We start from the raw sequence: 26,542 nt of genomic DNA, 5'->3' as shown, positions 1-26,542 counted from the left end.
CCATCGTCATCACTGGTGAGCCCCCGGCGGACCCGGCGACGGCGCGATCACGCCAGGTGACCCACGGCCCCAGCCAGCAGGACCAGCAGCGCGCTAGCCACCACCCCGAGGTCGGTGCGACCCCACCGCGCCGGCTCGGCCCAGGTCCGGCCGCCGGAGCGCATCACCGCCGACGAGAAGCCGCGTGCCTCCATCGCGACCGCCATACGACCTGCCTGCCGCAGCGCCAGGACCAGCAGCGCGAAGGTCAGCCCCGCCGCGTCCCGCACCCCCCGGCCCAGCACGCCCCGCACCCGGCGCACGGCGCGCAGCTCTCCCACGGTCGCCCGCAGCTCGTCGAACCGCTGCAGCGCCACGGTGGCCGCCACCACCGGCCGCGCCGGCAGGTGCAGGCGTTGCCCGAGCGCGTCGCCGAGCGCGAAGGGTTCGAGGTATCCGGCCAGGACGACGCCGGGCAGCGCGGCGGTCGTCATCCGCAGGGCGGGCAGGAGCGCCGCGACGGGGTCGCGGGCCTCGGACCACAGCCAGTTGCTCCACCACAGGGACACGGCGCCGATCGCGAGCGGGACCAGCCGGAGCACCGGTTGCGGCCACCGCAGCCCGCACAGCGCGAGCAGGACCAGCAGCTCCACCCCCAGCACCCCGAAGCCGGCCGCGACGCCCGGCAGCGCCAGCCCGACCACCGCGGCGACGACGCTCAGCAGCAGCAACGGCAACGGCGAGGCGTATGCCGCCAACCCCTGCCCCCGACGCCGCGGCTCCGCGACGGGGCCGCCCGGCCGCGCGAGGGGCTGCTCGCGCGACGCGTGGGCGACGAGGTCCCGGTCGTGGCTGGCCATCACCACGGTCCCGCCACCCGCGGCGTGCGCCGCCGCCAGCCCGGCCACCACCGCCCAGGTCTGGCGGTCCTGCCCCACCGTGGGCTCGTCCAGCAGCAGCAGCCCCGGGCGGTGGACGAGGGCGGCAACGATCGAGAGCCGCCGCTGCCCGCCGCCCGACAGCGCGTGGGGGTCCGAGGCGTGGCGCTCCCCCAGCCCGACGAGGTCCAGGAGGGCGTACGCCCGGTCGCGGGCCGCGTCGTCCTCGAGGCCGAGGGCCCGGGCCGTGGCGAGGGACTCGTCCCACACGGTGCGCGCGACGATCGGCAGGTCCGGGCGCTGCGCCACCCAGCCGAGGTGCGCGGCGTCCCCCGCCGAGGTGCGAGGCTGATCGAGAGCGCTGTCGGGACCGAGGCCGGGACGGCTGTCGGGACCGCTGGCCGCCGCGCGGTCCGGCACGCTCAGGGAGACCTCGCCCGCCGTCGGTGCGAGGAGCCCGCCCAGGCAGGCCAGGACCGTCGACTTGCCCGCCCCGGAGGCTCCGGTCAGGGCCACGACCTCGCCCGGCCGGGCCTGCAGGGACACCGAGCTCACGGCGACGCGCGGCGGGTGCTCGACCTGCCACGACGCGAGCCCGGGCTGGACGGCGCGTTCGACGCGGTCCAGGCGCGCCTGCACGAGGACCGGGTCGTCGGTGCCGACCAGGTCGGTGGGGACCCGCAGCGGCTGCGGCGCCGCGACCCCCGGCACCCACAGACCCCGCGCCGCGAGCGCCGCGCCCTGCTCCGCCAGCATCGGTCGCAGCGGGCCGTCGGCCACGACGCGGCCCCCGTCGCCCAGCACCAGCAGCCGGTCGCAGACGTCCATCCAGTGCTCGAGCCGGTGCTCGACCACGACGAGCGTCGCCCCCGAGGCCGACACGGCTGCGACGACCGCGTCGCGCACCGCGCGGGCCGCGTCGGGGTCGAGCATCGAGCACGGCTCGTCGAGCAGCAGCAGCCCCGGGCGCAGCGCCAGGACGCCGGCGAGGGCGAGGCGTTGGGTCTCCCCGCCGGACAGCGCCCGGGTCTCGTGGGAGGCGGCATACGGGAAGGTGACCGCGTCGAGCGCGGCGTGCACCCGCGCCCAGGTCGCGTCGCGCGGCACCCCGGCGCACTCGGGGCCGAAGGCGACGTCCCGACCCACGGTCCGGGCGACCACGGCATCGCCCGGGTCCTGCAGCAGCAGGCCGACCTGCCCGGGGCCGGAGAGAGAGCCGGAGCCGGAGACACATCCGGAGATGGAGACCGAGCCGCTGAGCTCACCGCCCCCGGTGTCCTCGAGCACGCCGGCCAGGGCCCGCAGCAGCGTGGACTTGCCGGATCCTGAGGCGCCGGCGAGCAGCACCCGGTCCCCGGGCTCCACCTGCAGCGTCACCTCGTCGAGGACCGCGGCCGCGGCGCCGTAGGGCCGCCAGGTGAGGGTCTCGACCTCGACGAGAGCCCCCCTCGGGCCCTCGTCGAGGCCGGGCAGGTCAGCGGAGGTGCGACTCACGGGCTTCCTGGGCCGGGGGGAAGGCGTCGACGGCGCCGGACCGCGCGAGCGCGGCCACCAGGGCCCGGCCGCCGACACCGGCGATCAGGGCCCCCGAGATCAGGCCGAAGGCCAGGTAGACGAGCTTGTGCGGCCACGCCAGGTCCGGCGCGTAGGCCCACCACTCGTAGGCGCAGATCTCCAGGACCGCCGCCAGCACGCCGCCGGCCACCGCCGCGGTCAGGTCGAAGCGACGCCACCGCCACAGGGCGACGGCCAGCTCGACGCCGAGCCCCTGCAGCACCCCGGAGACCAGCACGAGGATCCCCCACTTGTTGCCGAGCAGGGCCTCGACGGACGCCGCGACGAGCTCGACGTAGAGCGCCGCCCCGGGACGCCGGATCAGCAGCGCGCCCGCGACCGCCGGCAGCAGCCAGACGCCGAGCACCAGCGACCCGATGGGGAGGTAGACGTCGGCCGCGCGGCCGACGAAGGGGTAGAGGAAGGTGTCCCAGCCCCAGAACGCCACGCCCAGGGCGACGGCGAGGACGGCCCCGACGACGAGGTCGATCCCCCGCCAGGACAGCAGCGGTCGGCGCGCGAGGACCGACCAGCCGGAGCGGGTGGGGGTGGGGATAGCGGTGGACGTCATACGAGATCTCCTGGCGGTCACCAAGAGGGAAGGCACCCGCGGGCACCTCGAGAAGCTCGACTCCCTTCGCCGGTGCTAACCGGATCAGGTTCGAGGGTCTGCGGATCTGTCCGCACTCTCAGCGCAATCTGCGCTCCCCTGTCGTTGAAACGTGACGCTACCTCGAAAATCGTGTGAGACTCAACGCATGGGACCTAACGTGTGGAAGCTCATCGGGACGGGTGCCGCCATGCTCGCGGGCGTCGTCGCCAACAAGATCGTCAACTCTGGCTGGCAGAAGGCCACGGGCAAGGAAGCCCCCTCCGACCCCACCAACCCCGAGGTGGACTGGAAGGAGGCGCTCGCGTTCGCGGCGTTCTCCGGCCTGGTGATCGGCATCGCGCGCCTCGTGGCGCAGCGGCAGACCGCCAAGGGCTACGTCGCGGCGGTCAAGCGCCAGAGCCACGACCTGGGTGACGTGGACCTGCAGGCCCAGATCGACGCCCGCACCAACAAGGCCTGACGGTCAGGGCCCGAGCACGGCCTGATCCCGAGGTTGCCCCGAGGCCGCCCCCCGCGTGGGGGCGGCGTCGACGCGTGCCAGGGCCCCCAGCTCGGCGGTGAGGGCCGCGAGCAGCGACGCCAGCTGCAGCCGGCGGCGCACGACGTCCGGCTCGCCGGGGTCCTGGGCCGCGGCGAGCGCGCCCGGCAGGTCGCGCAGGAGGATCTGGGTGGTCCGGGCGAGGGCCTCGGGGTCGGTGGCGAGGCCGGGCCGGTCCAGGGCCGCGCGGGCCGAGCGCACCGCGCGGCCGAGCCACACGTCGATGTCCCACCCGAGCGCCCCCACCAGGTCGCTGCTCCGCCGGTCCAGCCGGTCGAGCTGCTCCCGCAGGTGCGCCAGGTGCCCGCGTTCACCTCTCACGGTTCCCCACCTCCTGACCTCAGGCTAGGCGCAGACCCTGGACCCTGTCCGGTCGGTCGGGCCCCGGTCCCGCCTGCCGGTGGCGGGCCGGGTCGCACCCGCCGGACCCGCCCGCCGGTGGCGGGCCGGGTCAGTCCGTGGCCAGGGCCGCGGCGGGGCTCACCCGGGACGCCCGACGAGCCGGTATGACGGACGCCAGCCACCCGGCACCGAGCGCGACGGCGGCGACGAGGCCGAGGCGGGCCCAGGGGATCTCGGCGACGATGGGCATCTCGCCGCCGAAGAGCGCGTGCGCGCCGCCGATGCCGTAGCCGACCCCGAGGAGCAGCCCGACGAGGGTGCCCACGGCCGCGAGGGTCAGGGCCTCCAGCCCGAGCATGGTCCGCAGCTGGCCGCGGGTCAGCCCCAGCGCCCGCAGCAGCCCGGACTCCTGGGTGCGCTCGAGCACCGACAGGCTCAGCGTGTTGCCGATGCCGACCAGGGCGATGAGGACCGCCACCCCCAGCAGCCCGGTGACGACGAGCAGCACGATGTCCATGACGCGCTCCATCTCGGCCCGCTGGATGCCGACGCCCTCGACCTGGGCGCCCTGGATGCCCGCCGTGTCCGTGGCGAGCTGCTCGGCGGCAGCGCCCACGTCCTTGCCGTCGGCGAGCCGGACCCAGGCGGTGGCCCGGGCCTGCGGGTCCAGGCGGGTGAGCGTGGCGGCGGTCACGACGGGCGCCTCGGCGTGGTCCGCCGAGACGTCGGCGCGCAGCTCCACGTGACGCGAGCCGTGGGTGAGGGTGACCGGGTCCCCGGTGCGGACTCCCGGCGTCGGGGGCAGCAGCACGGTGTGGTCGTCGAGACCGGTGAGGAGCTGCTGCCGGCGCGACACGGCGGCGGCGTCCTGACCCGCGCCGGTGACGGTGCTGCGCGAGGACGTCGTCCCCGCCTGCAGCGTGGCCTCGGTGGTGCTGACCAGCGACGCCGCCTGCACCACGCCGCTGCGCCGGACCGTCTGCAGGTCGCCTCCGGACAGGCCGCGCGGCGCCGAGACCAGGGCGTCGACCGGCATCTTCTTGTCGAGCGCCTCGGTGGCCGAGCGGGTGCCGGTGGCGGAGCCGACGCTCATCATCGTGATCAGGGTGACCCCGACGAGCAGGGCGCCGGCGGTGGCCGCGGCCCGGGCCGGGTTGCGTCGGGAGTTCTCCACCGCGAGGGTCGCGGGCACCCCGCCGAGCCTGGCCGGCACCGCCCCCACCGCGCGGGCGAGCGCCGGGATCACGACCGGACCGACGGCGAGGACGCCGAGGAAGGACAGCAGCCCACCCGGCACGCCGAGGAGCATCTCGTGCCGCTGCGCGCCGAGCACGAGCAGCGCGAGCCCACCGGCCGTCAGAAGCGACCCCACCACGAGGCGGACCCGGGTGACGCGCCTGACCCGCGTGACGGCGGTCGGCCGCAGCGCGGCGAGCGGGGCGACGCGGGTGGCCGCCCGGGCCGGCGCCAGCGCGGCGACGACGGTGACCACGATGCCGGTGAGGAGCGGCACGACCACCGCGGGCGGGGTCACCACGAGGTGGCCCAGGTCGAGGGTGGTGCCCTGGGAGAGCCGCACCAGGCCGGCCGCCAGGGCCAGGCCGAGCGCGGTGCCGGCGAGCGCGCCGACCACCCCGACGAGCAGCGCCTCGGCGACGACCGAGCCGCGCACCTGGGACCGGTCGGCGCCGACGCACCGCAGCAGCGCCAGCTGCCGGGTCCGCTGGGCCACCAGGATCGCGAAGGTGTTGGCGATGACCAGCGCCGAGACGAAGACCGCCACCACCGCGAAGACGAGCAGCATCCCGGTGAGGATCTGGCTGCCCTGGGTGAGCTCGTCGACCCGGGCCTGCTTCTCCTGCTCCCCGGTGCGCACGACGAGTCCGTGGGCGGCGGGGAGGGCGGCGACCCGGTCCCGGACGGCGGTGGGCGAGGCGGGGGTGTCGACATACGCGGTCCGGTAGCCCTGCTGCCCGGTCCATGCCCAGATGTCGCGGTCGGCGGCGAACCCGGTGGGGAGACCCGGGGACGGGACAGCGTCGCGGCCCGCCCGCACCACGCCGACGACGCGCGCGCTCACGGTGGCCCGGTCGCCCTGCGCGGCCGTGGATCCGCTCCCGGCCGGCAGCAGGCGCGTGACCTGACCGACCGTGAGGTGGCGGGACTCCGCGGTGCTCTCGGTGAGCGCGATCTCGCCCGGGGCCGCAGGCAGCCGCCCGGCCACCAGCGTCGTGGTCCCGGACAGGGCGGGTGTCGTCTGCAGGACGAGGTGCCCCTGGCGTCCCCCGAGGTCCTGCATCACGCCACCGGTCACCACGGTCCGCACCGTGGCCCCCGGCTGGGCCGACCGTATGGCGTCCGGCAGCCCCGCGGGGATGGTCGCCGGACCCGAGCCGTGGGTGTCGCGCGAGGTGGTGACCACGGCGGCGGCCTGCCCCACGGAGCCGGCCGCGTCGCGGGTCAGCGACGCCCGGAAGGTGTCGCCGGTGGCCAGGGTCGCGGCCACGAAGGCCACGCCCAGGCCGATGGCCAGCAGCACGCTGACGAGGCGCCGCGCCTGCCCCCGCAGGGTGGCGAGGGCCAGCGAGATCGAGGTCGTCATGGTCACGCCCCCAGCCCGCGGAGCGCCCGCAGCACGTCGTCGGCGCCGGGCTCGCGCAGCTCCCCGGCGAGGCGGCCGTCGGCGAGCAGCAGCACGCGGTCGGCATACGTGGCGGCGTGGGGGTCGTGGGTGACCATGACCACGGTCTGGCCGAGCTCGCGGACGCTGCGGCGCAGGAAGTCGAGCAGCTCGTGACCGGTGACGCTGTCGAGGGCGCCGGTGGGTTCGTCGGCGAAGATCACCCGCGGCCGCATCACGAGCGCCCGCGCCACGGCGACGCGCTGCTGCTGACCGCCGGAGAGCTCGGTCGGCTTGTGGCGCAGCCGGTCCTGCAGGCCCAGCACCCGCACCACGTGGTCGAACCACTCCTGGTCCGGGGCCCGACCCGCCAGCTGCAGCGGCAGCAGGATGTTGGCCTGCGCGGTCAGCGTCGGCAGCAGGTTGAAGGCCTGGAAGACGAAGCCCACCTGCTCGCGGCGCAGCCGGGTCAGCTGCCGGTCGGACAGCGTCGTCAGGTCGGTGTCTCCCACCCACACGTGGCCGCTCGTGACGTCGTCCAGGCCCGCCGCGCAGTGCATCAGGGTGGACTTGCCCGACCCGGACGGCCCCATGATCGCCGTGAACTCCCCCTCGGCGAAGGCCACGTCCACGTGGTCCAGGGCCACCACCCGGGTGTCCCCGGAGCCGTAGGTCTTGGTCAGGTCGTGCGTGCGCACCGCCGCGGCCCCGGGCCGGGCTGCCTGGGGGTGCTGGTCGGTGACGGGCGCTGCTGCGCGCATGGGGTGCTCCTCGGTCGAGGTGATCAGGTCGTCCTCGACGCTAGGGAGCGGGACGCGTCGCGCAGATCGGCCGGTGGTCTCGAACCGGGATACGACCCAGGTCGCAGGCCGTGCAGCCGGATGCGTCAGGTGCGCGGGCGGACCAGCCCGGTGTCGTAGGCCAGCACGACCATCTGCACGCGGTCGCGCAGGTGCAGCTTGGCGAGGATCCGGCCGATGTGCGTCTTGACCGTCGCCTCGGCCATGTAGAGGGTGCCCGCGATCTCCTGGTTGGACAGCCCCTGACCCACCGCCACGAGCACCTCCCGCTCCCGCTCGGTCAGCGGCGCCAGCCGCTCCTCGGCGGTCCGGACCGGCTCCAGCTCGTCGGGCAGCCCCGGCAGGAACCTCTCGAGCAGCCGGCGCGTGGCGCTCGGTGCCACCACCGCGTCCCCGGAGTGCACCGCCCGGATCGCGGCGAGCAGCTCGGCGGGCCCGGCGTCCTTGAGCAGGAAGCCGCCGGCACCGGCCTTGAGGGCGGCATGGACGTACTCGTCCAGGTCGAAGGTCGTCAGCACCAGCACCTTGGCGGCCGCGCCCGACGCGACGATCTGCCGCGTCGCCTCCACGCCGTCGAGGCGGGGCATGCGGATGTCCATGAGCACGACGTCCACGTCAGCGCCCTCCGTGCCGGCTCCCCGCCCCAGGACGTGCGCCACCGCCGCGGCGCCGTCACCCACCTCGCCGACCACGGTCATGTCGGGCTGGGCGTCCAGCACCATCCGAAAACCCATGCGCACCAGCTCCTGGTCGTCGGCCAGCAGCAGGCGGATCGGCGCGTCGGTCATGGTCTCCCCCTCGAGGCGTCGGCAGCCGGTGCGTCGGTGGGCAGGCTAGCAAGCACCTCGAAGCCGCCGGCCACGCGCTCGCGCGCGACGAAGTCGCCGCCGAGCGCCGTCATACGCTCCCGCATCCCGATCAGGCCGTGACCGTAGCCGTCGGAGGGGGCCCGGCCGAGGCCGGTGTCGCGGACGGCGAGCACGATCCGGTCGGGCTCGTGCCGGACGTCCACGGCGACGGTGGCCCGCGGGCCGGCGTGCTTGAGGACGTTGGTCAGGGCTTCCTGCACGACGCGGTATGCCGCCATGTGCTGGCTGGTGCCCAGCGGCGCGTGGCCCGCGGGGTCGCCGTGGACCGTCAGCGTGGCGGGCAGCCCCGCGTCCCGCACGCCCTGCACCAGCTCGTCGAGCTGGTCCATCGTCGCCTGCGGCGCGTAGTCGGCGCCCTGGTCGGGGTCGCGCAGCACCCCCACCAGGCGACGCGTCTCGGTGAGCGCGGCGCGGGCGGCATCACCGATCGTCGTCAGGGTGCGCCCCGCGAGCTCCTGCGCCGCCGCCGGGTCGCCGTGCTGGACCGCGTAGCTCGCGCCGTCGGCCTGCACCACGATCACCGACAGCGAGTGGGCCACGACGTCGTGCATCTCGCGGGCGATCCGGCCGCGCTCCTCCTGGGCGGCCAGCCGGGACATCGAGTCACGCTCCCGCTCCAACGACTCGGCGCGCTCCCGCAGGGTGCGCACCAGCTCCCGCCGCTGCCGCGCCAGCACACCGGGGACGTAGCACGCGACCGTCATGGCGGCCACGAACAGCCAGCTGACGATGGCGTCCTGCGGCTCCGGGGCCGGCACCCCCGCCGGCCGGCCGCGGTAGCCCCAGTCGTAGGCCCCGGCCACGCCCCCGAGCAGCGCCGCGGCCAGCCACCAGCGGCGGAGCCCCAGCCTCCCGTAGGCGGCCACGGCGTAGAGCATGACCCCCGGCACCACCAGGATCGGGGTGATGGTGTCGGTGACGAAGAGGTGGATCAGGCAGCCGGTCGCGACCAGCGCCATCGCCACGTCGGGGTGGCGCCGCCGCCAGACCAGCGGCAGGACGAAGAAGACCAGGCACCACGCCAGCAGCCAGGGCCAGGCCCAGGAGAGCCGCGCCGGCATGCCCGAGGCCGTCGGCAGCGCGAGGGTCAGCGCGATGAGCGCAGCCCACAGGGAGTCCACGAGCGTCGGACGGTCGCGGAACCAGCGGTAGAGACGTCGCAGCCGGGCCACCCCCCAACGCTAGAGGCAGCGGCCAGGCGGGGCGTCATACCGGGGTCTGATCCTCCCCACACTCTCCCCACCCTCTCCCTTCGCCCTCTCCCTTTCCTCCCCCTCGCCCTCTCCCTTCCCTCCCACTCCCTCTCGTTGAGAGGCGACCAATGGGGGTCACGAGCGGCTCTTGACCCCCATTCATCGCCTCTCGAGCGGGTCGCGGTCACCTGTGGATAACTCTATTCGCTCTTTTTTAGGTCTATTTACGATAGTGTGCGTGCGTTCACCGTCTTCCCTTCCTGACCCGTATGCCGGGTCCTCCTTCAGGACCTCCGACGCGCAGGCCCGCGGGGTGTCTCGGGATCGGCTGCGCGGCTCGGACCTGCGCAGCCCGCACCACGGGGTCCGGTCCCCGGTGCCCCTTCTCGGAGTCGAGCAGGCCGCGCAGGACGCGCTTCCGGTGCTGCCGCCGGCGCACGCCTTCAGCCACGTGACGGCCGCGCGCCTGCTCGGGATGCCCTGGCCGACGCAGTGGGACCCTGAGGAGCCGGTGCACGTGGTCACCCCCAGCGGGAGGTTCCACCTCGAGCGGCCGGGGCTCGTTAGCCACCGGGGCCTGGAGCGGCGCGGGACGACTGTGCTGAGCAGCGGCCTGACCAGCACCGACGACCTGCACACCTGGGCCGACGCCGCCGCGGTGCTCACGGTGGACCAGCTGATCGCGGCGGGCGACTGGGTCCTGCGGCCCCGATCCACCCGCACCCTGGCCGACCTGGCCGGCGCGCTGCAACGTCGGATGCGGGGCGTGCGCTCGGCGCGTCTGGCGCTGCTCGAGATCCGCCCCGGGTCGGCGAGCCCGATGGAGACCAGGACCCGGCTCCAGCTGGTGCGCGGTGGCCTGCCGGAGCCCGAGCTCAACGTGACGCTGAGCGACGAGGGCGGCTGGCTGGGGGTGGTGGACCTCTTCTGGAGGCGGTGGCGGCTGATCGCGGAGTACGACGGCCGGCACCACGTGGAGCGACAGCGGACCTGGGAGCGGGACGTGGCGCGCGAACGCGCCTTCCGCGACGCGGGGTTCGGCTACGAGCGCCTGATCAGCGGCAACGTCAACGGCCCGGCCCCCGACGCTGTGGCTATCGTCCGGCGAGCCCTGGTGCGGGCCGGGTGGCGTCCTGGCCTGACGTGAGGCCGGCCGGGCCGCCATCCCCCTCCCCTTGAGAGGCGACGAACCGGGGTCTCGTAGCCGAAACAGCCCCGGTTTGTCGCCTCTCAACGAGGGAGTAGGAGGACGGGGAGAGGGCCGGGCGGCCGGGGAGGGTCAGGCGGGCGGGGAGGGTCAGGCGGGTGGGGTGAGGTCCAGGGCCGTCGCGATCGGCACCCCTGCCCGATAGGACAGGTGCACGTATGACGGAGCGTCCAGCACCGCCAGGTCGGGACGGGCCCCGACACCGAGATGGCCGACGTCGTACCGCCGCAGCGCCTGGGCCCCGCCCCGGGTGACGGCCAGCAGCGCCTCGCCGGGGGTCATCCCCATCTCGCGCACGGCGAGCGCCACGACGAAGGGGATCGACGAGGAGTAGCAGGTGCCGGGGTTGCAGTCGGTGGCGAGCGCGACCGACACCCCGGCGTCCAGCAGGGCCCGGGCGTCCGGGTAGGGCGAGCGGGTCGAGAACTCCACGCCGGGCAGCAGCGTGGCGGTCGTCGTGGCGGCGGAGTCGACGAGCGCGTCCACGTCGGCCGGGGTCAGGTAGGTGCAGTGGTCGACCGAGGCGGCGCCGAGCTCGCAGGCCAGCTGGACGCCGGGTCCGGCGGACAGCTGGTTGCCGTGGACGCGCAGCTCCAGCCCGGCGTCGCGGCAGGCCTCGAGCACGACCCGGGCCTCGTCGCCGTCGAAGGCGTGCGCCGACGCGGGCTCGCAGAAGACGTCCCCCCACACCGCGTAGGGGGCGCAGGCCTGCAGCATCGGCCCCGTCACGAGGTCCACGTAGTCCGAGCGGCGGTCGCGGTACACGGCGGGCACGACGTGGGCGCCGAGGAAGGTCGTCTCCTCCACGCCCGCCTCGACGGCCAGCCGCAGCGCGCGGACCTCGTCCTCCACGGTCAGGCCGTATCCGGACTTCACCTCGACGGTGGTCGTGCCCTGGGCGCGCATCTCGGCGAGCCGGTAGATCAGCAGGTCCAGCAGCTCGTCGTCGGACGCGGCGCGGGTGGCGGCGACGGACACGGCGATCCCGCCGCCGTCGTAGGGCTGCCCGGTCATCCGCGCGGCGAACTCCGCGCCCCGGTCGCCCGCGAACATCAGATGGGCGTGGGAGTCCACGAATCCCGGCACCACGCATCGTCCTTCGACGGACAGCACGTGGTCGGCGGCAGGCGCCTGCGCCGCCGGCCCGACCCAGGCGACGCTGCCTCGCTGCGGCACCGCCTCGCCCTCGATCATCCGGTATGCCGACACCCCCGGCTCGGGCAGGTCGGTCACGACGATCGCCGCGTCGTGCAGGATCCCCAGCGCGGACTCGTCCCCCAGCGTGGGGTCGCAGGTGACGAGCTCGCCGATGTCGGTGACGAGGACGGAGGTCATGCCTCCTCCAGCAGGGAGTCCAGGGCGGTGCGCAGCATCAGCGCGACCGAGCCGAGCCGGTGCCGGCCGCCCTCGACGACGGGGCGGCCGCCCACGACGACGGTGTCGACGTCACCGGCGGTGGCGGCGAAGACGACCTGGGCGGGCTTGGCGCCGACGGTGCGGACGCTGTCGAGCCGGACCGTGCACAGGTCGGCGAGGGCGCCGACCTCGAGGCGTCCGCCGTCGTCCCACCCGAGGGCGGCGTAGCCGTTGCGGGCGCCGAAGGCGGCCAGCTCGCCGGGGTCGAAGCGACCCCGCTCGTTGGTCATCAGCCGCTCGTGCATCTCCAGGGAGCGCAGCTCGGCCCAGGGGTCGATGGAGACGTGCTGGTCGGTGCCGATGGACAGCGGCGCGCCGGCGCGGTGCAGGTCGTGGGCGGGGCCGATGCCGTCGGCGAGGTCCCGCTCGGTCAGGGGGCAGAAGCAGGCCCCGGTCCGGGTCTCGCCGAGCAGCCGGATGTCGTCGTCGGTCAGGTGGGTGGCGTGCACGGCGGTGGTCGTCGGGCCGAGGACCCCCTCCTCGTGCAGCAGCTGGGTGGGGGTCCGGCCGTAGCAGGCCACGGTGGCGGCGTTCTCGGCGAGCTGCTCGGACAGGTGGACGTGCAGCGGCACGGGGGCGCGGTGGACGCCGCAGCCCGAGCCGGCTGCCTGCGCGACCACCCCCAGCTGGTCGCGGGGCACGGCGCGCACGGAGTGGATCGCGGCGCCGACCCGGAACTCCGGGCCCTCGCGCAGCTGGCTCACGCGGGAGGCCCAGGCCTCGGCCGACCCGTCGTCGAACCTGCGCTGCGCCGGGTCGAGCGGCAGGTAGCCGGACCCGTCGAGGCCGCCGGTCAGGTAGCAGGTGTCGAGCAGCGTCAGCCGGACCCCGGCGTCGGCGGCGGCCTGCCTCAGCGCGTGACCCATCTCGTTGGGATCGGCATACGGCCGACCATCCGCCTGGTGGTGCACGTAGTGGAACTCGCCGACGGCCGTGAAGCCCGCGAGCGCCATCTCGGCGAAGGTGGCGCGGGCCAGGTCGAGGTAGGTGTCGGGCTGCAGCCGCGTCATCAGGGCGTACATCCGCTCGCGCCAGGTCCAGAAGTCGCCGTTGCCCGCGTGGGTGCGCCCGCGCAACCCCCGGTGGAAGGCGTGGGAGTGGGTGTTGGCCATCCCCGGGAAGGTGACCCCGTGGAGCTTGACGTCGTGCGGTCGCGGGTGGGTGCGCACGTCGATCGCCTTGATGCGGTCACCCGCGACGGCGATCCGCACCCCGCTGGTGATCCCGCCCGGCAGCTGGGCGTGCTCGGCCCAGTAGGTGGTCATCGTGACCCTTCCCCTCGTCGTGCCGACTCCTTCGTCGGGGACGGCGCCCCCACACTAACCCCGTGCCAGCTCGCGCACGACGGCGACGAGCGCGTCGACGCCGGCGTGGCAGTCCGCGACGGAGGCGTGCTCGTCGGGGGCGTGCGACACCCCGGTGGGGTTGCGCACGAAGAGCATCGCCGTGGGCACCCCTGCGTTGCTGAGGATCCCGGCGTCGTGCCCCGCGCCGGTGCCGAGCAGCGGCGCGTCGTCCAGCAGCCGGGACAGCCGCGCGGCCAGGTCCGCGTCGAAGCTCGTCTGCGGGGTCCAGGACTCGCACACCGGCTCCGCCGCCGGCCGTATGCCGCACTCCCGCGCCACCGCCTCGACCACACCGTGCACGTCCTCCGCGTCTGGGCCGCGGGCGTCGAGCCAGGCCGTGACCTGCGAGGGGATGGCGTTGACGCCCCCGGGGACGACGCGGGTCCGGCCGATGGTGGCGACGCAGCCGCGGTCGGCCGCCGCGGACCGGGCGGTGAGGATCGCGGCGGCGAGCCGCAGCATCGGGTCGTCGCGGTCCTCCAGCCGGGTGGTGCCGGCGTGGTTGGCCTGGCCGACCAGGTCCAGGCGCCACCGCCCGTGCGGCCAGATGGCGGTGCCGACGGCCACGGGGCGGTCGAGGTCGGCCAGCCCGCGCCCCTGCTCGACGTGCAGCTCGACGAAGGTCCCGACCCGCCGCAGCGTGTCGGGGTCCGGCCCGACCGTCGCGGGGTCGCGCCCCGCGGCCCGCAGCGCCTCGGCCATGGTCACGCCGTCCTGGTCGCGCAGCCCGAGGGCCCGCTCGGGGGTCATCGCGCCCGTGACGACGCGCGAGCCGATGCAGGCCACGCCGAACCTCGCACCCTCCTCGTCCGCGAAGCTCACCACCCCGACCGGCACCGTGGGCTGCACCCCGGTCGCCCGCAGCGCGTCCAGGGCCGCGAGGGCCGAGACGACGCCGAGGGGTCCGTCATACGCGCCGCCGTCGGGCACGGAGTCCAGGTGCGAGCCGATGACCACGCCGGGTCTCTGCGCGTCGGGGTCGCCCCACCAGGCCCACTGGTTGCCGAACCGGTCCTCGGTCAGGTCGAGCCCGCGGCGCGCGCACTCCCCGGCGAACCACTCCCGCAGCGTCGCGTCCTCCCGGGTCCACGCGAACCGGTTGTAGCCCCCCGACCTGCCGTCCCGCCCGACCGGCGCCAGCTCGGACCACATCCGGTCGAAGCCCAGCTGGCCCTGCCGGCTCTGCTGGTCGCCTCCGCCTTGCTGCTGCGACGTCGTCGTCATGCTCCCCAACCTACGCCGGGCGTCGATGACAGGTGTCACGCCAGAGCCCTGAGAGGTCCCGGATCCGAGACGCTCGCGGCGGCGGGAGGCTGAGGGCATGACAGCACCTGCGATCGAGATCCGCGGCCTGCGCAAGACCTTCCCCGTCAAGGGTGGGAGCGTCACGGCCGTCGACGGCCTGGACCTGACGGTGGAGCCGGGCGAGATCGTGGCCTTCCTCGGCCCCAACGGCGCCGGCAAGACCACCACCTTGGACATGGTCCTCGGGCTCACCACCCCGACGGCCGGGACGGTCAGGACGTATGGCGAGGACCCCCGCCGCGCCGTCGCCGACGGTCGAGTCTCCGCGGTGCTGCAGTCCGGCGGCCTGCTCGACGACCTGACGGTGGGCGAGACGGTCCGGCTGATCGCCTCGACCTACCGCCGGCACCAGCCGGTCGAGTCCGTGCTGCAGCAGGCCGGGATCACGCGGCTGCGCGACCGCCGCGTGCTCAAGTGCTCCGGCGGGGAGCAGCAGCGGCTGCGGTTCGCGCTGGCCCTGCTGCCCTCCCCCGACCTGCTGATCCTGGACGAGCCCACCGCGGGGATGGACGTCACCGCCCGGCAGGAGTTCTGGGCCACCATGCACGCCGACGCCGAGGTGGGACGCACAGTCGTCTTCGCGACGCACTACCTCGAGGAGGCCGAGGACTTCGCCCGGCGGATCTTCCTTGTCGCCGGGGGCAGGGTCGTCGCCGACGGCACCACCGCCGAGCTGCGGGCCCGCTCCTCCGCCCGGCTGGTCAGCGCCGACATCGACGAGAGCCGGGTCGCCGCGGTGCAGGACCTGGTGGGGCGGATCCTCGGCGTCCAGCACGTCGGGACGACGGGGACGTCGCGGACCGGCATACGGCTCGTGGCGCGGTGCACGGACTCCGACGAGGTGGCCCGGGCGCTGCTGACCGAGGGCGCCACCGAGCTGGAGGTCTCCCGGGGCTCGCTCGACCAGACCTTCCTCGACCTCACCCGCCAGGCCGAGGCCACCACGACCACCGGCACCCAGACAGCCGGCACCACGACCGCCGGCGACCCCGCCGCACCCGACCCCCGCGCCGCCGAGGAGGCCCTGCGATGAACCTCACCTACTACCGCCTCGAGCTGCGGCGCGAGCTGCGCGACCACGTCGGGCTGTTCTTCATCGTGGCCCTGCCGGCCTTCATGTTCGTCGTCTTCGGCGCCACCCAGAGCTACGGCAAGGCGGACGCCGGGCACGGCAACGTGGCCGCGCACATCATGATCTCGATGGCCGTCTACGGCGCGGTCACCGCCACCTGCGGCATCGGTGCGACCGCCGCGGTCGAGAAGATGCTCGGCTGGGGCCGTCAGCTCGGGCTCACCCCGCTGCGCGACTCCGGCTACGTGCTGGTCAAGGTCGCGGACGCGATCACCATCGCGCTGCTGCCGGTGGCCCTGATCTTCACGATCGGGGCGTTCACCGGGGCCCGCGCCGAGGCGCACGTGTGGTGGCAGTCCGGGCTGCTCGCGGTGCTCGGGGCGCTGCTCTTCTCGCTCTACGGGCTGGTCTTCGGGCTCGGGCTGCGCTCCCGGTCGGCCGCCAGCGCGGCCAGCGGCTCGGTGGTGATCCTGGCCTTCCTGGGCTCGATGTTCATGCCGCTGTCCGGCACGATGCTGCAGATCGGGCGGTTGACCCCGCTCTACGGCATCGTCCAGCTCGCGCGCTACCCGCTCACCGACGGCGCGGTCCTCACCAACGACGGGCTCGTCACCGAACCCCTCTGGATCCCCCTCGCTAATGTGGTGGCATGGCTGGTCATCCTGGGGACGCTGGCGACCTGGCTGGTGCGCCGCAGCCGCGGCCGCCAGTGACCGAGACCGGCGGCGCCCACCCGGTGCTGAGCAACCCCTGGCAGCACTACGGCTGGATGACCGCCGCGATCTGGCTCGTCTTCCTGGTCTACCCGGTGCTGTCCGTGCTGGGCAGCGGCAAGCCCCTGCTCGCCAAGGCCGTGACCGTGGGCATCGTCCTCGGGTTCGCCGTGATCTACGTCGCCGCCATGAACCGCTGCTGGATCTTCGGGCGGTCCCAGCGCCTGGACCGCACCGCGCTCGCGTGGTTCGGGGTGCTGGTGGCGCTCACCCTGGCCACGGTGCCCGTCATCGGCCTCGACGCGCTGGGGCTGACCCCCTACCTGACCAGCTTCGCCGTGTTCACGTTCCCGTGGCGGGGCGTGTGGGCCGTCGTCGCCGCCGCCGTCGCGAGCGTCCTCGGCGCGCCGCTGGCGCTCGGGCGGCTGTCGGAGTGGGGGTCCTTCCTGATCATCCTGGTGATCGTCCTGGTCTCCACCACGCTCACCCGCGTCGCCACCAGCAAGGACATCGAGTACACCGCCGCCAAGGACGCGCTGCGGATCGCCCAGGAGCGCGAACGCGTCGCCCGCGACGTGCACGACGTCCTCGGCCACTCGCTGACCGTCGTGTCGGTCAAGGCGGAGCTCGCCGAGCGCCTCCTCGACGTCGACGTGGACCGCGCCCGGGCCGAGCTCACCGAGATCCGCGCCCTCACCCGCACGGCGCTCGCGGAGATCCGGGAGACCGTCGGCGGCCTGCGCATCGCCTCCCTCGCCGACGAGATCGACGGCGCCCGTATGGCGCTCGCCGGGGCCGGCATCGACGCCGAGCTGCCCGAGGACCTCGGCGTCGTCGACCCCCGCCACCGCACCGTGGTGGCGTGGGTGCTGCGGGAGGCGGTGACCAACGTGGTGCGGCACTCCGGGGCGCGGCGCTGCGTGGTCCGGCTGTCGGCCGCGGGTCTCGACGTGCAGGACGACGGGCGAGGGCTGCGAGGACGCAAGGAGGGCAACGGGATCCGCGGGCTGCGCGAACGCCTCGCCGGCGCCGGGGGCACGCTCGTGCTCGGCGCGGGGCTCGACGGGCGGGGCACGAGGCTGCAGGCCGTGCTGGACGCGGACGGCGTGCCGCCCGGGGGCGGGCCGGAGCGGGAGGGGGCGTCGGCGTGGAGCGGTGCGTCCGGGGCTGGTACGTCCGGGGCTGGTGCGGCGGGGGCCGGTGCGGCCGGGGCTGGTGCGGCCGGGGCCGGGACCTCAGGTGGCGCCTCGGCGAAGGCCGGTGCGTCCGGGGCCGGTGCGGCCGGGGCCTCAGGTGGCGACGGGCGGGACGTGGCGGGACGGGGGCGGGCGGCATACGGACGGGCGCACCCGGTCCCGGACCCGCTCCGGACGGCGCGGGGAGAGGGGGGACGATGGGGATGATCCGGCTGCTGCTCGCCGACGACCAGGCGATGGTGCGCGGCGCGGTCGCGGCGCTGCTGGACCTGGAGCCCGACCTGCAGGTCGTCGCCCAGGTCGGCCGCGGCGACGAGGTGCTCGACGCCGTCCGGCAGGCTGCTCCCGACGTGTGCCTGCTGGACATCGAGATGCCGGGGGCGGACGGGATCGAGGTCACCCGCCGGCTCGCGCGCGAGGCGCCGGGCGTGCGGTCGCTCGTGGTGACGACGTTCGGCCGGCCGGGGTATGTGCGGCGCGCTCTCGAGGCCGGCGCATCCGGATTCGTGGTGAAGGACGCGCCGGCGGCCGAGCTCGCCGACGCGGTGCGGCGGGTGCACGCCGGGCTGCGGGTCGTGGACCCGGCGCTGGCCACGGAGTCGCTCTTCGGCGGGGCGTCGCCGCTGACCGCCCGCGAGGAGCAGGTGCTGCGGCTCGCCCTCGAGGGCCACCGCGCGCCGGCGATCGGGGCGACGTTGTTCCTGTCGGCGGGGACGGTGCGCAACCACCTGTCCTCCGCCATCACCAAGACGGGCACGACCTCAGCCGTCGAAGCGGCTCGCGAGGCACAGTCCCGCGGCTGGCTCTGAGCCGCCCGGATCGGGGCCCTTCCGGGGGTAGGGCCCAAGGTCTTGTTGATCCTTACCTCAACCTACGCTTGCCCTTGCCAGTCGGCTGTCGCGCACGGAAGGACCCGTGGATGCTACGTCGAATCGATCGGGAGCCTATTGCTGTGGTTCACCCAGGCGCGCCCCCTGCTCGAGCTCGGCGGCGAGACCTCCACCTGTCGCGGCTCGGGCGAGAGCGCGCCCCAGCAATGGTGCCTGCTTGAACAGATTGTGACCGGCCACGAACAGAACGGGACCCGCCTCCCACGCGGCCACGCCGTCCTCGCTCCATGGGAGGTCGGTCACCCAGCAGTGAAGGAAGTCGCGCGGCTCTGGGTGGAGACCGGGCAGCGCCCGTGTCACGTATTCGCGCGCGCGTTCGTCCAGCGATCGAATCGCTGCAGGGTCGATGAACGTTCCGTCGTCGCGGACGCCGACGGTTTCGCTGAGTCCGACCGAATAACTGCTGTTGCCCGGTAGCGGCGTCGCGTACACGCCGACTTCGCCGAAGACGCCGCTGCTGTCCTGCAGGCACGCGACTCGTGCCGGGGCGGCGGCTTTCACGGCGAAGGTCAGCCGGACGTGTGCGGCAAGGCGAACCGGCAGCGACAGGCCGACGCTGCGGGCCAGGCGGGCGGTTTCGCGGCCGGCGCACACGACCACCTTGGAGTAGACAGCCCGGTCGGTGACGCTGCGCACCTCGACCGTCCCATCGGCGCGGGGATCGATGGAGATGACCTCTGCGGTGGTGACGGCATCTGCGAGGGCACCCGCGAGTGCCGTGATCGCGGTGCGGGTGCGGATCGCGCCGCCCGACTCGTCGAGCACCGCTGGCCCCGAGTACCCAGCGAGCAGCGGCATTCGCTGGGCGAGCTCGGCCGCGTCGATCTCGCGTGCTTCCACGCCGCCGACCTGTTCGAGCACCCGCAGCCGCGCCAGGGCGCTGTCGCCGATCGCCACGACACCGTCTGATGAGACCAGCTCGACGTCGAAGTGTTCGGCCCACTCATCCCATACGCCGCGGCTTTCGCGCGCGAGCAACGAGTCGCGGGTCGTCGTGGGCATGCCGGAAGATCCGCGACTCGCCTGCGGACTGACCCGTTCCGGGCAGACCGGCCTCGTACAAGCGCACCGGCACGCCCTGCTCCCGCAGCGCGTACGCCGTCGACAGACCGACGATCCCGCCCCCGATCACTGCTACCTCGGGTGAACGCGTCGGGGCAACGTCGTCGTCAGTTCCTGCCATCGCGGTTCCTCGATCTGTTAGGGATGTGCGATAGGCCGCAGAGAAGGGGCCGCTGCCACGACGTCAGCGGGCTGCGTCAGCCCGAAGTCACCGCGTGCAGCGACCCCTCCTGTCTGGGCCAGTACTCCCGGTCTGTGGTGTCAGGCGGGGAGTTTGGAGCCCAGTACGTCGAGCTTCTCGATCGTCGGTTCGGAGAACAACGTGCCGGTCTGCTCGCCGAGAGCCACCGCAACAGGGCCGGACAAGTGGGCGTCACGTCCGGCATCATCGGGGAACACGTCGAAGATCCCGAACGAGGTCGGCCCGAGGCGGATCGCGAACCATGCGGTGGTCGCCTGCTCGTCCTCGACAAGCGCGCGGCCGCTGTCAAGGAACTGCTTCACGTCGTCCTCCTTGCCGGGCAACGCGTCAAACCTGACCAGCAATCCCTTGGTCACACTCATGACTTCTCCTCTTCCATTGTCGTGGTGCCCGCGAGTTGGGACACTATTGCCTCGGAGAACGCCGGCAGGTCCTCCGGCGAGCGGCTGGTGATGAGATTCATGTCGATCACCACGTCCTGGTTGACGACGTCGGCGCCGGCGTTGCGCAGGTCGGTGCGAATGCTCGGGTACGACGTCAGGGTGCGACCCGCGGCCACGCCGGCCTCGATCAACGTCCACGGCCCGTGACAGATCGCCGCCACCGGCTTGCCGCTCTCGACGAAGTCGCGGACGAAGGAAACGGCGCCCTCGTCGACCCGGAGCTGGTCGGGGTTCACCGTGCCGCCGGGTAGCAGCAGGGCGTCGTAGTCGCCCACCGAGGCGTCGGCGACCAGCCCGTCGACTGTGAACGTGCCCGCTTCATCCAGGTCGTTTTTACGGGCCTTGATCTCGCCGTCGTGAATCGAGAGGATCTCGGTCTGAGCGCCCGCGCGGTCCAGTACTTCTCGGGGTTGCTCGAGCTCAACGCGTTCGACGCCGTCGGCAGCGAGGATCGCGACCCTCTTGCCCTGAAGATCTGCTGCCGTATCAGTTTGCCTCCTTTCCGTTTCACATGCCGGGCTTGATGACGACCTTGGTCCAACCCTTGGACCTGGAGTCGAAGTTCCTGTAGGCGTCGGCAGCCTGATCCAGCGAGATCTCGTGGGAGACGATCCAGGACGGCTTCGCCTTGTCAGCCGCGATGAGGTCTCGCAGCCGGCGGTTGTACCTCTTGACCGGGCACTGACCGTTGCCCATGGTCTGTCCCTTGAACCAGTGGGTACCGAAGTCGATGGCCGCCTTGCCCTGCTTGGCCAACTCGCCCTTGGCCCCCGGGTCCTCGGGGACGAACACGCCGACGGTGCCGATCCCTCCGGTGAACCGGACCGAGTTGATGAGCATGTTCAAGGTGGCAGCCGGGTCTTCGTTGCCCTCAGGGTCGTGGGCCTGGTAGCCGACACACTCGCAGCCACGGTCGGCTCCGAGCCCCATGGTCTCGTCCAGCACAGCCTGCACGGGGTCGACCTTCGAGTCGTCGATGGCGATCGCTCCGATCTGCTCGGCCAGCGCGAGCCGGTCGGGGTGGCGATCGACCACCATCACCTTCGCGGCGCCCTTGATCGTCGCGGACAGGGCGGCCATCAGTCCCACGGGGCCGGCCCCGGCGATCACGACGCTGTCGCCCGGGATCACGCCGGCCATCTCGGTGGCGTGGTAGCCGGTGGGGAAGATGTCGGAGAGCATGACGTAGTCGTTCTCCTTGTCCTGCGCGTCTTCACCCAGGCGCAGGGCGTTGTGGTCGCCGAAGGGCACCCGGAGCAGTTCTGCCTGCCCGCCGCCGTATGGGCCCATTTCGGCGAAACCGTAGGCCGCACCGGCGGCCGACGGGTCAGGTTGCGTCGTCAGGCAGTAGTTCGTGAGCCCGCGCTCGCAGTTCTTGCAGAACCCGCACGAGATGTTGAAGGGCAGCACGACCCGGTCGCCCACCTTGATCTTCTCTACTCCCTTGCCGATCTCCACCACCTCTCCCATGTTTTCGTGGCCGAACGTCCGGCCCTTCTCGAAGGAGGTCCGCCCCTCGTACATGTGCAGGTCCGAGCCGCAGATGTTGGTCGTTGTGATCTTGACCAGCACATCGGTGGGCCGCTCGATCTCGGCGTCCGGGACGTCCGTGACCGCGACATCTTTGGGCCCCTGATAGACGACAGCCTTCATGGCGAATCTCCAATCGTTGTGTCGGTGGCTCCGACCAGTCCACACTCGTTGCCGACCACCAGGAAGTCATGGGCGCACCAGGCCAAAGTCCCGGGGCATGATTTGGTTCGAGTGCACAACTCCCCGCGGGTGGGTGCACTGGGCAAGGGGTACGATGAGCGCGACGCTGCCCCCGAGAGTTGATGAGGACCGATGAGCTCTCACGGACCCGGACTGGATCCCGGGATACATCCGTGCTGCATGCACCGAGGCGTCACCGCTCAGCGCGACGACCTGTGGGGTCCCTACGGCACAGGGGGATCCGGGGCGGGCCGGCCAGGGATCAGGAGATGACCGTCTGCGAGCCCGTCACAACCGGAGCCGTTGTGTCAACCGGCGAGCTGGATCTGCGGCGTGCCCTCACCGGCCTCGATGGGCTGCTGGTGATGTCCATGGCGATGATGCAGCGTCACGACGTGGACGAGGTCATCAACGTCCTGAAGCGTGAGGTCGAGTCGGTGACCGGCTGCCAGTTGGTTCACGTCACCTTCCAGCGGGACTGGGAGTGGATCACCCTGCCCCCGGGGAGCCAACGAAGCCGGCGGAACCGAGCCCCTCAACCGGTGAACGGGTATTCGTGCAGGACAACGGCGACTCCTGGACGTCGACGACGGCTGTGGCGGTCTTGAACGGCGCCCCGGGCCAACTGGTCCTTCGCAGCTTCGCCCGGCCCGACCCCGAACAACTGTTCGTCATCGAACGGTTGGGCGACCTCCTCGGGACGGCGCTCGCGGACGCGCAGGTGCACGAGCGCCACCGCCGACGCGCCCACGAACTCGATGCAGCCAATAACGAGATGGCGCGCACCGTCGCGGCGCTTCAGCACCGTGAGGGGGTGCTTGAGGAGTTCGCCCGACTATCCACGACCGGGACTGAGCTCGACGTGGCCACCTCACTCAGCCGGCTCACTGGCTCCGCTGTCGTGCTGCGGGACAGATTCGGGCACGAGACGACCCGGATCACGGTTACCAGCCGGTATCAACCGCTCCTCGAGCGAACCTCGCTCGAGGAGGTCATCGGCGGACGCCCCGAACTCGGCACGATCGAGTTGGAGGTGCCACCGGACAAAGACCGAGCCGACGCATCATTCGCTCTGCGGTACGCGGGCGTCGCACTGGGACTGCTGAGGGCGAAGGCCGCAGCGATGAATGAACTGGAGAACCGACTGAGTCGAGACCTCCTCGACGACCTTCTTGGAGGGCTCCCGGCCGACGTTGCCGTGGACCGGGCATCCGCTCAGGGCCACGACCTTGGCGTTCCGCACGACCTGATCGTGTGCGCGTGGTCCTCCGAGCGGGGTCACCGCGGGCACGACCGCGACGTCGATCACCTCCGGATGGCCATGGCTCGTCAGCGACTGCCCTGCTTGGTCATCCGGAACCGGGGACTGGTCGTCGCCCTCGCCCATCGAGGTGTCGACATGGCCCGCTTGTTCAACGACTTGTCGCGCGCCTACGGGGACACCGACGGTGTGATCGCCAAGGGGGAGCCGGCCACCTCGCCGGAACAGATCCCACGTGCGTATGAGCAAGCCCAACGAGCACTGAGGGCTCGTCAGCAGTCCCACAATCCGTATGGCTTTATCGCCTACGCCGACTTGGGAGTAGACCGGCTGCTCGCCCTCGACGGCAACGCTGAGGAAGTCGAGCGCCTCATCAGGGACTGGCTCGGCGACCTATTGAGCTACGACCGTCGCCACGGCACCCAGCTCGTCCCCACGCTAGCGGCCTACCTTGACCACGGGGGCAAGTACGCCGACGCGTCATCGACGCTCACCATCCACCGCAACACACTGCGCTACCGAATCAGCCGCATCACCGAGATCTCAGGCCACGACCTCACCGACGTCGAGGCACAACTCAACCTGCACCTGGCGACACGCGCGTGGCGACTGCGCCGTGCCTCCGTCGGCGAGCCCCTGCAAAACACCGTCCGGTGAGGTAGTCCCAAACCGTAGTTCGAGAGTCTGCGCGGCGATGGCACTGGACGATCAGGAGTCGTCGACCGGGCCGATTGCCGGGTGGTGCCAGAGTTCCCAGCTGGTGTGCAGCAAGCAGACGAGGTTAGCCCGGCGAGCGCCGACACAGCAGGCGCCACCACCGCGACCGGGATCAACGAAGCAGCCCCCACTGCGGCCACCAGGCGACCGGTGGCGAGCTGGTGGTGGTCGCGCCATCGGTAGGCGACGTCGCCGACGTAGAACATCGCGACGCCACCAGCAAGGGCGACCACCGGCAACAAGGGGAGTGGTTCCCCCGGTGCCGCGACTGCTTCGTGCACCCCGAGAGCGAAGAACACCACCCCGGCCACGAGCGGCAGATGCAGGTAGGTGTAGGAGTCGCGCGCGAGCCTTGACCGCTCCCGATCAGTGGTGCCGCGCAGCCGTCGTTCGGCACCGCCGCGCAGATGACCGAAGTAGGACCACCACAGACCGGCCGCGATCAGCACGGCGAGGAGGACGGCCGTCACAACACTCGGGCGCGGAAGAGCGGCTTCGGCGCCAGCGCCTACCCCGACGATCGCCTCACCCAGCGCGATGATGATGATCAGCCCGTGCCGCTCCACGAAGTAGCAGGTGTCACGCTCCCACCGGTGGTCCGACCAGGACAGGCCCCGACAGATCCATCACCGCGGCCACGATCCACAGCAACTCTCGTTCTGGCGTGTCGAAGAACGGCGGGTTCAAGCGGTTAGGGAAACACCTGCCTGTGATGGAGGTGTGTGATGAGGCCTCGGAAGCACCAGGGCGAGAGCCTGCGCGTCCTCGAGCACGGAGGTGGGCATCTGATGGCCGAACACCCCCCGGTGCGGGTGCGCGAGGCTCGCCAAGGTCGCGCGCGTCACCCCCAGCTCGCGAGCGCGCCGCCCCGTGAACCACGGGACAGCCTGCAGCTCCTGCGGAAGGCCTCGTTGCCGTCTCCTGAGCCCATCCTGGGCTACCGCAAACGAAGCCTCCGGCTTTATCCACAGCCCAGCTCGGCTGATCGTGGTTGTCCACAGGCAAAAGCACCCACGCCGTATGCCGCGAGCCGGGTCGCCGCCGTGCGGGGCCGGCGCGAGACCGACCACAACCACACCCCCGGGACACGTTGTGGTCGTCTACGGGCGCCATACCGACCACAACCACACCCCCGAGGCACCCCGTGGTCGCCCCGGGGGCTGGCCTCACGCGTCCAGCACGCCCTCCGGATAGACGGTGCGCTCCGGCGCGCGCCGCTGCGCCCGCGCCAGCGGGTAGTAGATGGCCGCCGTCACCAGCAGCCCGACGATCCACGAGATGTCGGCGCCGCCGAGCGCCTCGGTGGCGGGCCCGGTGTAGAGCGTCTGCGCGAGGAAGGGCACCTGCACGACGATCCCGAAGAGGTAGACGCCGAGCGCCATCGCGTTGACCGAGCCGTAGCGGCCGGCGGGGTCGTAGAGGGCGGGGATGTCCACGCGTTCGCGCGAGACCAGGTAGTAGTCGACGAGGTTGATGGCGCTCCACGGCGTGAAGACCATGAGCAGCAGCAGCACGAAGTTCTTGAAGTTGGCGAGGAAGTCGGCGCTCGCCAGCAGCGCCACGAGCACCGACACGGCGATGAACCCCGAGATGTAGAGCGCCCGCGCCAGCGTCGACACGCGAGCGGCGCGGCGGAAGGCCGACATGGTGGTGAGCATCGTCATCGAACCGCCATACGCGTTGAGGCAGTTGACGGTGAGCTTGCCGACCACGATGACCAGGTAGAACACGATGGCGATGGCGCCGCCGCCGGCCAGCTCACCGACGGCGCCGACCTGATTGGCGAGGAATCCCTTGCCGGTCGCGGCGGGCAGCGACGCGATGAGCGCCCCGAGCGTCATGGACCACTGGGACCCGATCACGCTGCCGGCCAGGGTCGCCCAGAAGGTCCGGCGCTCGGGGGTGCCGATGGGCAGGTAGCGCGAGTAGTCCGCGACGTAGGGCCCGTAGGTCAACTGCCACCCGGCGCCCAGCGAGACGGCCAGCAGGAAGGTGGCGAGCTCGAACGGCTTGCGCCCCAGCAGGGCCGGGATGTCGTATGCCGTGAACAACCGCACCGCGAGGTAGCTCCACGCGATGATGCCGACGACCGTCCCCACGCGACCGAGGGCGTGGATCCACCGGTAGCCGACGATGGCCACCACGGCGGACAGGACGCCGAAGACCACGATGCCGACGGTCGGGGTGTCCAGGCCCAGCGCGCGCGAGACCGCTTGTCCGGCAAGGACGGTCCCGGTGGAGGCGAACCCGAGGTACATCAGCACGACCAGCACCAGCGGGACCACCGCCCCGATGACCCCGAACTGCGCCCGGCTCGAGATCATCTGCGGCAGACCGAGCCTGGGGCCCTGGGCGCTGTGCAGGGCCATGACGACGCCGCCGAGGAGGTTGCCCACGAGGGTGCCGATGATCGCCCACAGCGCGTCGGCGCCGAAGACGACCGCCAGCGCGCCGTCGACGACAGCGGTGATCTGCATGTTGGCGCCGAACCAGAGGGTGAGCTGGTTGACGGGCGAGCCGTGGCGCTCGCTGACCGGGACGACGTCGATGCTGCGCCGCTCGATCCGACTGGTCTGTGTCATGGGCGCCATGATGGAGCCGGCGGCACCGCGT

The 26,542-nt window shown here is 72.8% G+C and carries 22 protein-coding genes, 2 pseudogenes and 1 riboswitch; of the genes and pseudogenes, 7 read left to right on the top strand and 17 right to left on the bottom strand.

Features of this window, described 5'->3' with window-relative positions:
- Positions 1-47 precede the first annotated feature (47 nt).
- On the bottom strand, positions 48-2,351 hold the full coding sequence (locus ADJ73_RS06900; protein WP_050347659.1) for an ATP-binding cassette domain-containing protein: 2,304 nt from the start codon (positions 2,349-2,351) through the stop codon (positions 48-50).
- On the bottom strand, positions 2,332-2,982 hold the full coding sequence (locus ADJ73_RS06895) for an ECF transporter S component (protein WP_082177125.1): 651 nt from the start codon (positions 2,980-2,982) through the stop codon (positions 2,332-2,334). Before ADJ73_RS06895 ends, ADJ73_RS06900 begins: the two co-directional genes overlap by 20 nt.
- Before the next feature lie 44 nt (positions 2,983-3,026).
- Positions 3,027-3,132: riboswitch (TPP riboswitch) on the bottom strand.
- Between the two features lie 37 nt (positions 3,133-3,169).
- Between ADJ73_RS06895 and ADJ73_RS06890 the strand changes: the two genes are divergently transcribed.
- Positions 3,170-3,484: a DUF4235 domain-containing protein gene (locus tag ADJ73_RS06890; RefSeq protein WP_082176797.1), complete on the top strand. Its 315-nt coding sequence runs from the start codon at positions 3,170-3,172 to the stop codon at positions 3,482-3,484.
- Positions 3,485-3,487: 3 nt separating this feature from the next.
- Here ADJ73_RS06890 and ADJ73_RS06885 read toward each other — a convergent pair whose 3' ends face one another.
- The 5 genes from ADJ73_RS06885 to ADJ73_RS06865 form a co-directional block, all read right to left on the bottom strand.
- Entirely contained in the window at positions 3,488-3,883 is a 396-nt protein-coding gene (locus ADJ73_RS06885; protein ID WP_050347657.1) for a hypothetical protein, read from the bottom strand.
- Positions 3,884-4,013: 130 nt separating this feature from the next.
- Positions 4,014-6,506, bottom strand: a complete 2,493-nt coding sequence (locus ADJ73_RS06880) for an FtsX-like permease family protein (RefSeq protein WP_050347656.1) — start codon at positions 6,504-6,506, stop codon at positions 4,014-4,016.
- 2 nt (positions 6,507-6,508) lie between these two features.
- Complete coding sequence (locus tag ADJ73_RS06875; protein WP_050347655.1) at positions 6,509-7,285, bottom strand: ABC transporter ATP-binding protein; 777 nt, start codon at positions 7,283-7,285, stop codon at positions 6,509-6,511.
- Between the two features lie 125 nt (positions 7,286-7,410).
- Entirely contained in the window at positions 7,411-8,112 is a 702-nt protein-coding gene (locus ADJ73_RS06870) for a response regulator (protein ID WP_050347654.1), read from the bottom strand.
- Positions 8,109-9,365, bottom strand: a complete 1,257-nt coding sequence (locus ADJ73_RS06865) for a sensor histidine kinase (protein ID WP_216593685.1) — start codon at positions 9,363-9,365, stop codon at positions 8,109-8,111. Before ADJ73_RS06865 ends, ADJ73_RS06870 begins: the two co-directional genes overlap by 4 nt.
- A 259-nt stretch (positions 9,366-9,624) precedes the next feature.
- On the opposite strand from ADJ73_RS06865, the gene ADJ73_RS06860 reads away from it, so the two are divergent.
- Complete coding sequence (locus ADJ73_RS06860) at positions 9,625-10,533, top strand: hypothetical protein (protein WP_156188152.1); 909 nt, start codon at positions 9,625-9,627, stop codon at positions 10,531-10,533.
- A 150-nt stretch (positions 10,534-10,683) separates the two neighbouring features.
- Here ADJ73_RS06860 and hutI read toward each other — a convergent pair whose 3' ends face one another.
- Genes hutI through ADJ73_RS06845 form a run of 3 tightly spaced genes read right to left on the bottom strand, consistent with a single transcriptional unit; the run spans position 10,684 to position 14,507 of the window.
- Positions 10,684-11,928, bottom strand: a complete 1,245-nt coding sequence (gene hutI / locus ADJ73_RS06855) for an imidazolonepropionase (RefSeq protein WP_050347652.1) — start codon at positions 11,926-11,928, stop codon at positions 10,684-10,686.
- Positions 11,925-13,274 (bottom strand): formimidoylglutamate deiminase, encoded by a 1,350-nt coding sequence (locus tag ADJ73_RS06850; protein WP_050347651.1) that lies wholly within the window; start codon positions 13,272-13,274, stop codon positions 11,925-11,927. The genes hutI and ADJ73_RS06850 overlap by 4 nt, the downstream gene beginning before the upstream one ends.
- Positions 13,275-13,328: 54 nt before the next feature.
- The gene (locus ADJ73_RS06845; protein WP_050349292.1) at positions 13,329-14,507 is read right to left on the bottom strand and encodes an allantoate amidohydrolase; all 1,179 of its coding nucleotides are present in this window, start codon (positions 14,505-14,507) and stop codon (positions 13,329-13,331) included.
- Between the two features lie 169 nt (positions 14,508-14,676).
- On the opposite strand from ADJ73_RS06845, the gene ADJ73_RS06840 reads away from it, so the two are divergent.
- Genes ADJ73_RS06840 through ADJ73_RS06825 form a run of 4 tightly spaced genes read left to right on the top strand, consistent with a single transcriptional unit; the run spans position 14,677 to position 18,450 of the window.
- Positions 14,677-15,693: an ABC transporter ATP-binding protein gene (locus ADJ73_RS06840; protein WP_082176796.1), complete on the top strand. Its 1,017-nt coding sequence runs from the start codon at positions 14,677-14,679 to the stop codon at positions 15,691-15,693.
- Positions 15,690-16,445, top strand: a complete 756-nt coding sequence (locus ADJ73_RS06835; RefSeq protein WP_050347650.1) for an ABC transporter permease — start codon at positions 15,690-15,692, stop codon at positions 16,443-16,445. Before ADJ73_RS06840 ends, ADJ73_RS06835 begins: the two co-directional genes overlap by 4 nt.
- The gene (locus ADJ73_RS06830) at positions 16,442-17,848 is read left to right on the top strand and encodes a sensor histidine kinase (RefSeq protein ID WP_216593684.1); all 1,407 of its coding nucleotides are present in this window, start codon (positions 16,442-16,444) and stop codon (positions 17,846-17,848) included. The genes ADJ73_RS06835 and ADJ73_RS06830 overlap by 4 nt, the downstream gene beginning before the upstream one ends.
- Positions 17,845-18,450, top strand: coding sequence for a response regulator transcription factor (locus tag ADJ73_RS06825; protein WP_216593683.1), 606 nt, complete (start codon positions 17,845-17,847; stop codon positions 18,448-18,450). The genes ADJ73_RS06830 and ADJ73_RS06825 overlap by 4 nt, the downstream gene beginning before the upstream one ends.
- Positions 18,451-18,585: 135 nt before the next feature.
- Here ADJ73_RS06825 and ADJ73_RS06820 read toward each other — a convergent pair.
- From ADJ73_RS06820 to ADJ73_RS16915, 5 genes and pseudogenes are all read right to left on the bottom strand, one after another.
- Positions 18,586-19,714, bottom strand: a pseudogene (locus ADJ73_RS06820) (NAD(P)/FAD-dependent oxidoreductase).
- A 140-nt stretch (positions 19,715-19,854) separates the two neighbouring features.
- A complete protein-coding gene (locus ADJ73_RS06815; RefSeq protein ID WP_050347648.1) occupies positions 19,855-20,157 on the bottom strand; it encodes a putative quinol monooxygenase in 303 nt (100 codons plus the stop codon).
- Positions 20,154-20,690, bottom strand: a complete 537-nt coding sequence (locus ADJ73_RS06810) for a type 1 glutamine amidotransferase domain-containing protein (protein WP_050347647.1) — start codon at positions 20,688-20,690, stop codon at positions 20,154-20,156. Before ADJ73_RS06810 ends, ADJ73_RS06815 begins: the two co-directional genes overlap by 4 nt.
- A 55-nt stretch (positions 20,691-20,745) precedes the next feature.
- A complete protein-coding gene (locus ADJ73_RS06805; RefSeq protein ID WP_050347646.1) occupies positions 20,746-21,891 on the bottom strand; it encodes a glutathione-independent formaldehyde dehydrogenase in 1,146 nt (381 codons plus the stop codon).
- 368 nt (positions 21,892-22,259) lie between these two features.
- Complete coding sequence (locus ADJ73_RS16915) at positions 22,260-22,412, bottom strand: hypothetical protein (protein WP_156188151.1); 153 nt, start codon at positions 22,410-22,412, stop codon at positions 22,260-22,262.
- Between the two features lie 95 nt (positions 22,413-22,507).
- Between ADJ73_RS16915 and ADJ73_RS06795 the strand changes: the two genes are divergently transcribed.
- Entirely contained in the window at positions 22,508-23,869 is a 1,362-nt protein-coding gene (locus ADJ73_RS06795; protein ID WP_156188150.1) for a PucR family transcriptional regulator, read from the top strand.
- 182 nt (positions 23,870-24,051) lie between these two features.
- Here ADJ73_RS06795 and ADJ73_RS17820 read toward each other — a convergent pair.
- Together ADJ73_RS17820 and ADJ73_RS06790 are read right to left on the bottom strand one after the other, a co-directional pair.
- Positions 24,052-24,495 (bottom strand): annotated as a pseudogene (locus ADJ73_RS17820) (low temperature requirement protein A); the annotation flags it as partial.
- A 600-nt stretch (positions 24,496-25,095) separates the two neighbouring features.
- Positions 25,096-26,511: a purine-cytosine permease family protein gene (locus tag ADJ73_RS06790; RefSeq protein ID WP_050347643.1), complete on the bottom strand. Its 1,416-nt coding sequence runs from the start codon at positions 26,509-26,511 to the stop codon at positions 25,096-25,098.
- Positions 26,512-26,542 lie beyond the last annotated feature (31 nt).

Source organism: Arsenicicoccus sp. oral taxon 190, assembly GCF_001189535.1.
Taxonomy (GTDB): domain Bacteria; phylum Actinomycetota; class Actinomycetes; order Actinomycetales; family Dermatophilaceae; genus Arsenicicoccus.
This window is presented reverse-complemented; position numbering and strand designations above follow the sequence as displayed.